Origin of the sequence: Allomuricauda sp. ARW1Y1, from assembly GCF_013407935.1 — a bacterium.
Taxonomy (GTDB): domain Bacteria; phylum Bacteroidota; class Bacteroidia; order Flavobacteriales; family Flavobacteriaceae; genus Flagellimonas.
On sequence record NZ_JACBZU010000002.1, the window covers coordinates 690,808 to 703,372 of the forward strand.

Here is a 12,565-nt window from a genome sequence, read left to right on the forward strand (position 1 = left end):
TTTTAGAATCAGTCACTTAAAAAGTGATGGTGCACATAACAATTAACTAAAACAACGTGTATTATGAGCAATGTACAAACTACGGAACGAAACGTTCTGGAAAAACCTAAGTTTAAGGACCAATATGAAAATTACATTGGTGGCAAATGGACCCCTCCAACCAAAGGAGAATATTTTGACAACGTATCCCCTGTAGACGGAAACGCTTTCACCAAGATAGCCAGGTCTACCTCAGAAGATGTGGACAAGGCCATTGATGCAGCCTGGGCAGCAGCTCCAGAATGGAACAATTCTTCCGCCACTTACCGTAGCAATCTGTTATTAAAGATTGCAGATGTGATGGAAAACAATTTGGAAATTTTGGCCCGGGCCGAAACTTGGGACAATGGTAAGGCCCTTCGCGAAACCCGTGCGGCCGACATGCCCTTGGCCATTGACCACTTTAGATATTTTGCAGGGGTTATCCGTGCCGAAGAAGGCTCCGTAAGCGAATTGGATGCCAACACGGTTTCCATGAATATATTGGAACCACTGGGGGTCGTGGGACAAATCATTCCTTGGAACTTCCCAATTTTAATGGCCGCTTGGAAAATAGCACCGGCCTTGGCAGCAGGCAACTGTGTTGTTCTAAAACCTGCTGAGCAAACACCTGTAGGTATTTTGATTTTAATGGAACTGATTGAGGACATTCTTCCAGCTGGGGTGCTCAATATCGTCAACGGATTTGGTTTGGAAGCAGGAAAGCCCTTGGCGTCCAGTCCAAGAATCAACAAAATTGCCTTTACCGGGGAGACCACTACCGGACAATTGATCATGCAATACGCATCCAAAAACATTATTCCCGTCACCTTGGAATTGGGAGGAAAATCCCCAAATGTATTCTTTGAGAGCATTATGGAGGCCGATGACGAATTCTTTGACAAGTGTTTGGAAGGTGCTGTGATGTTCGCATTGAACCAAGGCGAAGTGTGTACTTGTCCATCCCGGATATTAGTGCAGGAAAGCATTTTTGATGCCTTTATTGAACGAGTGGTGGAACGCACAAAGGCCATTAAGCTAGGACATCCTTTGGATCCAAATACCATGATGGGCGCACAGGCTTCAAATGACCAGTACGAAAAAATACTTAATTACATCCAAATTGGTAAGGAAGAAGGCTGCGAAGTACTCGCGGGTGGCGAAGCCGCCTACAATGAAGGACTTGAAGGTGGATACTACATCCAACCCACCATATTGAAAGGAAACAACAAGATGCGGGTGTTCCAAGAAGAGATCTTTGGTCCCGTGGTCTGTGTTACCACCTTTAAAGACGAAGCTGAAGCCTTGGAAATTGCCAATGATACCCTTTATGGATTGGGTGCCGGGGTTTGGACCCGCGATATGCACCAGGCCTACAAAATTTCACGACAGATACAAGCTGGCAGGGTCTGGGTAAATTGTTACCATGCCTATCCTGCACATGCTCCGTTTGGTGGTTATAAGAAATCAGGTATCGGAAGGGAAACCCATAAAATGATGCTCAACCATTACAGACAGACCAAGAACATGTTGATTTCTTATGACAAGAACAAACTGGGCTTTTTCTAGGATGGAGCAGTTGATAAAACGTGTATTGGTTTCGGACAATGCCATAAAAATCATTGACCAACTCAGGGAACGCCATGGTGAGCTCATGTTCCACCAAAGTGGGGGCTGTTGCGACGGTTCTTCGCCCATGTGCTTCCCCAAAGGTGAATTAATGCTCAACGAGAACGATGTGAAACTGGGCACCATTCACGGTTGCGATTTTTTTATGAGCAAAGACCAGTTCGAATACTGGAAGCACACACAGCTTACGGTGGATGTAACCACTGGAAGAGGTGCCAGTTTCAGCTTGGAAATTCCATTGGGAATCCGTTTTGTCATCAAGTCTCGACTCTACACGGATGAAGAACGGGACCATCTGGAACCTGTGCAATCTGGCGAAGAAGTTTAAAGCAAGCCCCGATTTATCGGGGCTTTTTGTTACCTTGTTCCTTCGTATCAGTCGAAGATGCCATGAAAAAAATTTTGATAGCACCGTTTGTTTTATTGGTGCGGTTTTACCAACTTTTTATCTCTCCCATGCTCCCCTCCACATGCCGCTATTCCCCTACGTGTTCCCAATATACCTTGGAGGCCTTAAAAAAGCACGGTTTGTTTAAGGGCGGATGGCTCTCCATCAAACGAATCGCCAGCTGTAATCCTTGGGGCGGAAGCGGATACGATCCTGTACCTTAAAAAATTGAAGTTTAAATAACGTCGAGCAACCGCTCAAAGTAGTTATATTAGTCCCTAAAATTTATGCACATGTACTTTCTAGGATTTGACTGGAACCCCGAAGGAACCCTTTTTAAACTGGGTTTTATACAGATAAAATACTACAATCTGCTCTGGATAGCGGCCTTTGTCCTGGGCTGGTTCATCATGAAAAAAATATTCCTGAACGAAAAGAAGTCCATGGAAAAACTGGATTCCCTTTTCATCTACACCGTAGTTTCCATTATGCTGGGAGCTCGGTTGGGACATGTATTTTTTTATGATTGGGAGTATTACCAAGACCATTTGGCGGAAATCCTTTTACCGATACGTGAAAGTGCCAACAGCTCCCTTTTTGGCCTTATAAATGGGTATGAGTTCACAGGTTTTACAGGTCTCGCCAGTCACGGGGCCACCATTGCTGCCATTATAGGAATTGGATTGTACTCCTTAAAATGGAAGGACATGAAAATGCTCTGGCTGTTGGACCGATTGGTAATCCCTTCGGCCATTGGCGCCGCCTTTGTGCGGTTCGGAAACTTTTTCAACTCCGAAATCAACGGAAGAAAGGTGGATGAATCCTATTTTTTGGCCACCCGATTTATCCGCGACTCCGACGATATGCCAGCCTATAAAGCCATGGCCCTGACGAAGGAAGAAACTCCAAATGCCGCTTACAAAGCCATTCAGCATAATCCTGAATACGCTAATATTTTGGAGGCCATCCCGTATCGACATCCCGCACAACTCTACGAGGCGTTCGGTTATATTTTGATTTTCTTGGGACTCTATCTGCTCTACTGGAAAACGGATTGGAAAAACAAGTCAGGATTCCTTTTCGGACTCTTTTTGGTGCTATTGTTTGTGGTCCGGTTTTTTGTGGAATTTTACAAAAAAAGCCAAGGTGGCTTCGAGGAATCGCTGGGATTGTTGTCCACCGGACAATGGTTGAGCCTTCCCATGATCATCATCGGTTTCTATTTTATGGCAAAACCCACCCCAGTAGAAATTTAAATTATGGCTTACCTTAAAAGCATCGGATTATTGGTATTTATATTTGCTTTTGGCTCGTGCAAAACCGAGTCAAAAAGTGCCCTAAAAACCGAGACCATTTCTTTTACCAAAGAAGGGGAACTCAAGGTATTGTCCACCGAAACGGACTCCATCAAGGCCAATTTTGATATTGAGATTGCCGAAACGGAATATGAGACCCAAACCGGTCTCATGTACCGAAAATCGATGAAAACCGACCGGGGGATGTTATTTGTGCAACCCACTGAGGCATTGCAGTACTTTTACATGAAGAACACAGAAATTCCGTTGGATATTATTTACATCAACTCAGGGATGAAAATTGTGAGCTTCCAGAAAAATGCGCAGCCGTTCAATGAGAACACTTTGCCATCCAATGTTCCTGCGAAATATGTGCTCGAAATCAATGCTGGCCTTTCCGACCAACTGGGGCTACAGGTCGGGGATAGCATCAGTTTTTCAAGATTATAGTCCAAACTGACGGATAATCGTAATTTTGGGAAAAGACTTTTACCCAAATGAGGCCGACCAAAAGCTACGCGATTCTCATACAAAACAATTCCAATACTGAGCCTTTGGTGCAGCGGTTACTTCAAAACAAAGCCGTGAAAGGACTGACGGATCTGCAGGGCTTCAATGGGCTGCTATTTTCCCGTTCTGAAATCCATCGGTACATGAATGAGGAAGATCGGCACGATATCAAAATTTTGACAAAGGATGGCGACCAACCGCTCAAGACCATGAGCAGTGGGGAGCAAAAAAAGGCCCTACTCCACTATTTGCTGCAACAGAACCCCGACTTTATGGTATTGGTGAATCCGTTTGATAATTTGGATGTTGCTACCCAAGACAAGCTTAAGAATCAATTATTGGAAATCTCCAAAACCAAAACCCTAGTGCAGGTCGTTAGTCGATTGGATGATATTCTCCCATGTACAACCCACTTTTTCAAATTGGAAGGGGAGCAACTTCTGCCCTACCCATCCTCAGATGATTTTTGGAACGACACCCAATTGACATCGGACCCCTTTCAGGGAAACATCCCATCACCGTTGAAGCCCCTAGAGGTAGACCATCATGAAATGGTCCGTTTTAGAGGAGTATCCGTGAGCTTCGATGGTAAATCTGTGCTCGATCAGATTAACTGGACTATTAAGCGCGGTGAATTTTGGCAACTGATTGGACCTAACGGCAGTGGAAAATCTACCCTCCTCTCTATGATTACCGGTGACAGCCATAAAGGGTACGGACAAGATCTCACCATTTTTGGACAAAAGAAGGGAAGCGGGGAAAGTGTTTGGGACCTGAAGCAGAAAATTGGCTACTACACGCCGGCCATTACCGATAAATTTCGCGGCTACCATAGCTTGGAGCACATGATCATCTCTGGGCTACACGATTCCATTGGGCTTTACGTGGAGCCTACGGACAGTGAAATCAAGCTTGCCCGCCAGTGGCTCCAACTTTTGCAATTGGAAGAAAGAAAAAAAGAACATTTCAGGGACCTATCCGACGGGGATAAACGTTTGGTCATGATGGCACGTGCCATGGTGAAACATCCACCCTTATTGATTCTAGACGAGCCCACAGCTGGTCTGGACGATGCCAGTGCCTCACTCTTTGTAGCCTTGGTGAACAAAATCGCCAAAGAAAGCGAAACAGCCATTGTTTTTGTTTCCCATCGCAAAGAGCCCCAACTGAAACCAACGTTCATTTACGAACTATCCCTTGGTGAAAAGGGCTCAAAAGGGACTCAGGTTCAATTATAAGAATCTCATAAACAACAATTTAGCAACCTCACCCGATTTTTTGTTATCTTATAAGGAAATCAAACAGTAACCCTTCCCTTACATGCAAAAAATCAATGTAAAGCCAGGCGCCAAACTTGTAGACTACAAGGCGTACGGCTCGCTCTATTCTTCTGTTCTGGACTTTATGGAACAGGCCCAAGACCCTATTGAATCCCTTAAAGGCAGTACCATTTGGATGATCAACTCCACGGCCATTGGCGGTGGGGTGGCCGAAATGCTCCCCAGTCAAATGCGGATATTGCGCGAACTTGGCGTATCCATCGAATGGCTGGTCATCGAAGCCAAAAAAGAGGCCTTTTTTGATTTGACCAAGCGCATACACAATGCCATACACGGAAGTGGTACCGGTGCTTTTACCGGGGAAGACCGCAAGATTTACGAAGAAGTCAACCGAAACAATCTCGCAAAGGCATTGGAGCTCATCAAGGATGGTGATATTGTGGTGGTGCACGACCCACAACCCATGCCCCTTGCGGCCATGATCAAAAAAGAGAAACAGGTTTCCATTATTTGGCGATGTCATATTGGTTTGGAGGAAGACACCAAAGTGACCGATGCCGTATGGAAATTTTTGGAACCTTACACGGACGATTATGATCATTTTGTGTTCAGTCTCCCCTCTTACGTGCCCAAGCCTTTGAAAAACCGTACCTCCATTATCCCTCCAGCAATCGACCCCTTGAGCCATAAAAACCGGGAACTACAATTGCACAAGTGTATTGGTATTCTGTATCAATCCGGTGTACTGGACGATCACAAGGCGATTTTGTACCACCGCTACGAACATTTGGTTCGCAAGGTGATGCCCGATGGCTCTTTCGATGTGTTGGATGCAGGCCAGAACTTGGATTTGATCTACCGGCCGATTATCACGGAAATATCGCGCTGGGACCGCCTCAAAGGTTTCAAGGAGTTGATGGAGGCTTTCATCAAAATGAAACTGGACAACAGAGAACACGGCGATCCGGATAGTTTGGAATACAAGCGGATTGAAATGACCTTATTGGTGATGGGAGGACCCGACCCAGCCTTTGTATCGGACGATCCTGAAGGCAAAGAAGTGCTCCAGGAACTCACAGAAACCTACAAACAGGTGGACCCTAGCATGCAAAACGATATTGCCATTCTATTGCTGCCCTTGGACAATCCCAAACAAAATGCGCTCATTGTAAATGCGCTCCAGCGCACCTCGAGCATTATTGCACAAAATTCCATTCAAGAAGGATTTGGGCTTACGGCCACAGAGGCCATGTGGAAAAGAAAACCTGTTTTGGTATCCAATGCTGCGGGACTCAAATATCAAGTGGTGCATAACAAGACCGGTCAAATTAACCCTGACCCTACGGACATTGATAGTTTGGCGAAAACCATGGCCTATATGCTCAATCATCCCAAGGAGCGGGACAAATGGGGCTTTAATGGACAATTAAGGGTCATACAGAATTTCACCCTATTCAGTCAGTTATTGTCCTGGTTAGGAACATTGTCCGCCAACAGAATATAAAAACAAAGGCCCTTAAAAAAGGGCCTTTATTGTAAAGTGTAATATAAAAAACGAAAAACTATGCTCCTGTAGCAGCAGCAATTTTCTTCTTCAAAGAATCGAACATGATTGGTGTTGCGATAAACACGGAGGAATAGGTACCCACAATCACACCAACAATCATTGCAAACATAAATCCTCTTAGGCTTTCACCTCCAAAAATGAAGATGGCCAACAATACAATTAATGTAGTAAGGGAGGTATTCAATGTTCGGCTCAAGGTGCTGTTCAAAGCGGAGTTGATATTTTCCCCGTTGTTAAATCCTTTCAAACCAGTGATTTCACGGATACGGTCAAAAACAACCACCGTATCGTTAAGCGAGTAACCGATTACCGTAAGTATGGCCGCAATGAAGGCTTGGTCAATTTCCATATTGAAAGGCATAATACTTCCTGTCAATGAGAAAATACCCAATACCACCATAACATCGTGGAAAACCGCAACAACGGCACCCAAGGAGAATTGCCATTTTCTGAATCGCAAAAGGATATAAAGGAACACCACTGCCAAGGAGGCAATAATGGCCAAAATAGCTCCTTTCTTGATATCATCCGCAATGGTAGGACCTACCTTTCGATATTTCAACACCCCTAAATCCTCTGCTGTACCTCCTGGCTTAAAGTCGTCATAGGTGGTACCATCAGGGAAATATTTTTGGATTTGGGTGAACATTTCGTTCAGGATCTCGGTATCCACTTCTGGACCGTTTTCTTCAAATCTGTAATTGGTGGTGATGATAATCTGATTGGCGGCACCAAAGGTCTTTGCATTGGTTCCACTTCCAAATACAGAGGTCAAATCACCGGCAATTTCGGATGGATTCACGGGATCTTCAAATCGAATTTGATAAGAACGTCCGCCTACAAAATCAACACCCTGCTGAAGTCCCTTGGTTGCTAAAGAGAACACACTCACAGCAACAAGGATTCCAGAAACAATGTATGATATTTTGCGCTTGGACAAGAAATCGATGCTCAAGTTCTTGAACAAGTTCTTGGTGATTCCTGTGCAGAAATCCAATCGACGACCTTTTTTACTGGTATAGGCCTCGATCATCAATCGGGTTACAAAAATAGCGGTGAACAAGGACGTTACAATACCAATCATCAAGGTGGTAGCAAAACCTTTAATGGGTCCTGAACCAAATATAAAGAGGATAATCGCTGTAAGTCCTGTAGTAATGTTGGCATCCAAGATGGAAGATAGTGCATTTCCAAAACCATCGGCGATGGCTTGGGCCTTTCCTTTTCCTCTATCCAGTTCTTCCTTGACCCTTTCAAAAATAAGTACGTTGGCATCCACCGACATACCAATGGTCAATACGATACCTGCAATACCGGGCAAAGTCAATACCGCACCAAGGCTCGTCAACACTCCAAAAATCAAAAGAATATTGAACAAAAGAGCGATATCGGCAAAGGCACCTGCTCTACCGTAGTAGAAAATCATCCATACCAAAACGAAGAGCATGGCAATCACAAAGGACATCAAACCACTGTCGATAGCTTCTTGACCCAATGATGGGCCTACTACAAAGGAATCGATAATCTCTGCGGAAGCGGGTAATTTACCAGCTCGCAATACGTTGGCAATATCCTTGGTTTCGTTTACGGTAAAGGTACCAGTAATCTCTGAACGGCCACCGGAAATAGGTCCAGAGGAAACTCCAGGCGCTGTATATACTTTATTATCCAGAACAATGGCTATCCCTGTCTGGTTGTTGTAGGCATCACCGGTCAATTCTTCCCACTCCTTAGCACCACGAGTGTTCATCGTCATGCTTACAGCAGGCTTATTGAACTGGTCAAAGGTATCCTGTGCATCGGAAACCACATCTCCACTGATTCGTGGTGTGCCTTCCCTGTTGGATTTCAATGCATACAGATCCACGATTTCAGCATCTTGGGACGGTCTTTCCCAAAGGAATTTGGTGAACTGAATATCGTTTGGTAATAATCTTTTGATCTCGGGCATTCTCAGGTAGCTACCCAACTCGGCCGTATCCGAAACCATGGCGCGTGCAATGGCGTGGCTGCCTGGGTTTGCTGGAAGCAATTTCCCTAATAGTGGATTGGCCTCTGCGGTCATATCCAATGAATCCTGAGCAACGTCCGAAAGTAGGGAATCAATCTCAGATTCAGGTTTTGCCACTTCTTCTTCGGAAGTCGATGGCTCCAAAATCTCTTTTAAACGCTCATTGGCATTTACAAAGAAAGTACCCAAACTTTGGTTGCTCTGCGGATAGGTTTCCCAGAACTCCAATTGTGCCGTACTGGACAACAATTCTTGGGCACGGGCGATGTCCTTCGCTCCTGGAAGCTCAACCACGATTCTTCCCGAATTTCCTTCCCGCTGAATATTGGGTTGGGTAACCCCGAAACCGTCAATACGCTCACGGAGTACCTCAAATGCAGAAACAATGGATTCATCAATTTTTCTTCGGATGATGGGCTTCACCTCCTCATCTCCCATTTGGAAATTGATATCGTCGCTAAGTCCTTTGTTGGCAAAAATATCGGGCGATGCCAGTTTTGTATCTCCTTTGATATTGTCAAAAGCATCAAAAAACAATTCCAAATAGGTGGCGTCACTACTGGTAGAAGCTTGGTCGGCATCGGCCAATGCTTTGTTGAAGACCGGATTTTTGGTATTGTTGGCAAGGCCTTTCAAGATATCCTTCACGGAAATCTGCAAGGTCACGTTAATACCCCCTTTAAGGTCCAATCCCTTGTTCAACTCTTTCGTCTTGGCTTCCCCATAGCTCGTATAGCCCAAAACAGTGTTGTCACTGATGGAGTCCAAATACGATGCCTCTAAAGCTTCACGCTTTGCAACATAGTCTTCCTCAGCCTCCGAAATTTGGCTAACTGCGTAAGCTTCAGCATCTCCCTCCAACTTGTTAGTGATGAAAGTATAAGACAACTGATAGATGCTCACCAAGCCAAAAAGGATAGCGAAAAGCCTTATAAGTCCTTTATTCTGCATTGATTGTTAATTTTATAGAAGTTTTCTTAAACAGCGTGCAAATATATCATTTCCGATAAGATTTGACAATAGAATTTGATGTAATTGCAATTCCTGTTGACGGTTATGCGCCAAAAAAGAAATTGCCATTCCCGACAAACCTTGGAATCTCCCAAAAACCGATGGGCAATTTCCTTAGGGGTTACGTCAGAAATGGCAATTCAGTAACTTATTTCGAAATAGGCTACACGTCTAGCAGTCCGTTGGTTTTTTTAACACCTTCGGCACTTTCTTGCATTTTGGCCTTTTCGGCATCAGATAGTTCGATTTCCACGATTTTTTCGATACCGTTCTTGCCCAAGATTACGGGAACTCCGATACAGATATCGTTCAAACCGTACTCGCCTTCCAACATGGTAGAGCATGGGAACATTTTCTTTTGGTCACATGCAATGGCCTGCACCAAACCAGAAACAGCAGCTCCAGGCGCGTACCAAGCACTGGTTCCGAGCAATTTGGTCAATGTGGCCCCTCCTACCTTGGTCTCTTCCACGACCCAGTTCATTTTTTCTTCGGATAGGAATTCGGAAACCTTTACGCTGTTACGGGTGGCATGCCCGATCAAGGGAACCATTCCGGTATCGCTGTGCCCACCGATTACCATACCGTCCACATCGGAAATAGGCGCTCCCAAGGCTTCGGCCAATCTGTATTTAAAGCGTGCACTGTCCAAGGCACCTCCCATACCGATGATTCGGTTTTTTGGCAAGCCTGTGGCCTTGTGCACCAAATAGGTCATGGTGTCCATAGGGTTGCTTACCACAATAATGGTCACGTTTGGGGAATGCTCCAAAAGACTGGTGGATACCGTTTTTACAATTCCAGCATTGATTCCGATCAATTCCTCACGGGTCATACCGGGTTTACGTGGTATTCCAGAGGTAATCACTGCGATATCGCTGTTCGCAGTTTTGCCATAATCGTTGGTGCTTCCTGTAATTTTGGTATCAAATCCGTTCAACGAGGCGGTTTGCATCAAATCCATGGCCTTTCCTTCGGCATAACCTTCTTTGATATCCAATAAAACAACTTCTGACGCAAAATTTTTCATCGCTATGTATTCAGCGCAGCTTGCTCCCACTGCACCAGCTCCAACTACGGTAACTTTCATGTGTATAGATTTAAATTTTAGTCCTCAAAAATAAGGCATTTGCATCAGAAAAAAGCTGACTTTTACCAGTTTTAGGGGCTTCTTCTGTACAAATGACAGCTTGTTCCCATCAATTTGGATTATCTGCTCCAATATGACCTACATCATTGTCCAAAACCAAATGCAACTGTTTTCCATTTTTCACACAATACATTGTCACAAACCAACGTTCTAATAGTCCCAAATTTAACGTAACCTACTTGACCTATGAAAAAGCTCTTTTCATTGTTGTCGATCGTTGGCATCATCGCCATCAGCAACTGTACTCGCGTACCCGAGAACCACGACCCTATCTTGGGCATCTGGTCAAAAACTGAATCTGCTACCCTTGAAGGCAAGGGAACCAACACTACTCGCGAAGAGTGGATTTTTAACGATGTTTATTTAGGTAGGTACCAGACCTACTCCAATTCCAAATTGACTTTTTATACCGATTTTAAATGGTCCGAAGAAAACGGAACCTACACCATTATATATGGCGATCCCCAAGTGAAAGATATCACTGTAAGCTTGGAAAAAGCCAAAAAACCAGAAATCTTAACCTTGGACAATGGCTCGGTCTTCGCCACCAGGGAGTAACGTGAAGGCTACATATATGAAAATAGGAGGCCCCGGGAGCGGGGCCTTCTTTATTTTTGGTCGGTCAGTTGGGTTGCTCGTTACCTAAATCCAAAGTTGACACCAAAGGTGAAGGTGCTGAATTCGGCAATATTGTATTCGGCATTCAGCCTAAAAAAGCCCAATTTTATCTTAGTACCCAGATTGGCGTTAACGCCACTTGCGTTTTGGGACACTGAAAAAGGATCTGTTACGGTTTCGGTGAAGAAAGGTCCATTTGCCTCGTAGGTTCCCAATAAATCGATGTCCGATTTTCCCGTAATGTAACCCAATCCTCCATAAAAATTGATGACAGGAATATTTTTGGTAGAAACCACAGCGCTAAAGTTCCAAGTTCTAAAGGATGCATCTAGGCGCTGGTCACTCCCCTGAATGGTAGAAGAGTCAGTAAAATCATATTCACCGTTCAAATTTGTATAGCCGATAACCGCAGAAATGGCCACAGGCAGCACTTTGTCTGCCGGTAGCATCTTGGTGAAATCGTACTGCAAACCTGCACCGAACAATCCTATTTTGGCATCGTCCTCAAATTTGATCTGTGGCAGAAAGCGTGCTTTCACCTCTAACCCTTTGATCAAACCTACGCTGGCCTGAAGATATCCCGAAGGGATAAAATTGAGATTTTCGCCTGCAAGTCCCGATGGAAGTTCAAATTCCTCCCGGAACAAACCACTTTCATCTTCTACGAACACATCGACTCCGTCAATGTCGCCCAAAGCGGTAGACACTAGTCGAGGTTGGCCGGGGTTGCTCACAAAATCAAGGTTTTCATAATCCGCTGGATCTAAAAGGAATGCTTTTTTGTCGTCCTTATTTTTAAATCCGGTCAGGTTTCCAACCAGTGAAATTTCAAAGCCTCCCAAGGGCTTTGCATCGGCAGTATTGTACCAACCAGTGGAAATACTGTAAAGGGTTCCTTCGGAAACGGGCGATAGATAAGCATTGGCAAATCGTTCGGCATCTGTCACGCCCGATACGAAAATATCGTTTAGATCCTGGGCGTTTGCCATGGTCATGGAAACCAGTGCTAAGCCTAATACTATTCTTTTCATATGATTGAAGTTTTAACCAAAACTAAAAAACTCGCCTTTGTGGGGCGAGTTTTTGTT

The 12,565-nt window shown here is 44.6% G+C and carries 11 protein-coding genes; 8 read left to right on the forward strand and 3 right to left on the reverse strand.

The window, feature by feature from the left end; translation table 11 throughout:
- Positions 1–63 precede the first annotated feature (63 nt).
- The 7 genes from GGE08_RS08020 (at position 64) to GGE08_RS08050 (ending at position 6,624) form a co-directional block, all read left to right on the forward strand.
- The gene (locus GGE08_RS08020) at positions 64–1,587 is read left to right on the forward strand and encodes an aldehyde dehydrogenase family protein (protein WP_179384376.1); all 1,524 of its coding nucleotides are present in this window, start codon (positions 64–66) and stop codon (positions 1,585–1,587) included.
- A 1-nt stretch (position 1,588) separates the two neighbouring features.
- On the forward strand, positions 1,589–1,975 hold the full coding sequence (locus GGE08_RS08025) for a DUF779 domain-containing protein (RefSeq protein WP_257023973.1): 387 nt from the start codon (positions 1,589–1,591) through the stop codon (positions 1,973–1,975).
- Positions 1,976–2,037: 62 nt separating this feature from the next.
- Positions 2,038–2,259 carry a membrane protein insertion efficiency factor YidD gene (gene yidD, locus GGE08_RS08030; protein ID WP_166248910.1) on the forward strand — a complete coding sequence of 74 codons (222 nt, stop codon included), beginning with the start codon at positions 2,038–2,040 and terminating at the stop codon, positions 2,257–2,259.
- A 69-nt stretch (positions 2,260–2,328) separates the two neighbouring features.
- A complete protein-coding gene (lgt, locus tag GGE08_RS08035) occupies positions 2,329–3,291 on the forward strand; it encodes a prolipoprotein diacylglyceryl transferase (protein ID WP_179384378.1) in 963 nt (320 codons plus the stop codon).
- Positions 3,292–3,294: 3 nt separating this feature from the next.
- Positions 3,295–3,780, forward strand: a complete 486-nt coding sequence (locus GGE08_RS08040; RefSeq protein WP_179384379.1) for a DUF192 domain-containing protein — start codon at positions 3,295–3,297, stop codon at positions 3,778–3,780.
- A gap of 47 nt (positions 3,781–3,827) precedes the next feature.
- Positions 3,828–5,078 carry an ATP-binding cassette domain-containing protein gene (locus GGE08_RS08045; protein WP_179384380.1) on the forward strand — a complete coding sequence of 417 codons (1,251 nt, stop codon included), beginning with the start codon at positions 3,828–3,830 and terminating at the stop codon, positions 5,076–5,078.
- Positions 5,079–5,160: 82 nt separating this feature from the next.
- Positions 5,161–6,624 carry a glycosyltransferase gene (locus tag GGE08_RS08050; protein ID WP_179384381.1) on the forward strand — a complete coding sequence of 488 codons (1,464 nt, stop codon included), beginning with the start codon at positions 5,161–5,163 and terminating at the stop codon, positions 6,622–6,624.
- A 58-nt stretch (positions 6,625–6,682) separates the two neighbouring features.
- On the opposite strand, the gene secDF is transcribed toward GGE08_RS08050, so the two are convergent.
- Positions 6,683–9,649, reverse strand: a complete 2,967-nt coding sequence (gene secDF, locus GGE08_RS08055) for a protein translocase subunit SecDF (protein ID WP_179384382.1) — start codon at positions 9,647–9,649, stop codon at positions 6,683–6,685.
- Positions 9,650–9,872: 223 nt separating this feature from the next.
- Positions 9,873–10,799 carry a malate dehydrogenase gene (gene mdh, locus GGE08_RS08060; RefSeq protein WP_179384383.1) on the reverse strand — a complete coding sequence of 309 codons (927 nt, stop codon included), beginning with the start codon at positions 10,797–10,799 and terminating at the stop codon, positions 9,873–9,875.
- 246 nt (positions 10,800–11,045) lie between these two features.
- Here mdh and GGE08_RS08065 point away from each other — a divergent pair, with 246 nt between their 5' ends.
- On the forward strand, positions 11,046–11,417 hold the full coding sequence (locus tag GGE08_RS08065; protein ID WP_179384384.1) for a hypothetical protein: 372 nt from the start codon (positions 11,046–11,048) through the stop codon (positions 11,415–11,417).
- Between the two features lie 80 nt (positions 11,418–11,497).
- On the opposite strand, the gene GGE08_RS08070 is transcribed toward GGE08_RS08065, so the two are convergent.
- A complete protein-coding gene (locus GGE08_RS08070; RefSeq protein ID WP_179384385.1) occupies positions 11,498–12,508 on the reverse strand; it encodes a DUF6588 family protein in 1,011 nt (336 codons plus the stop codon).
- Positions 12,509–12,565: the final 57 nt, after the last annotated feature.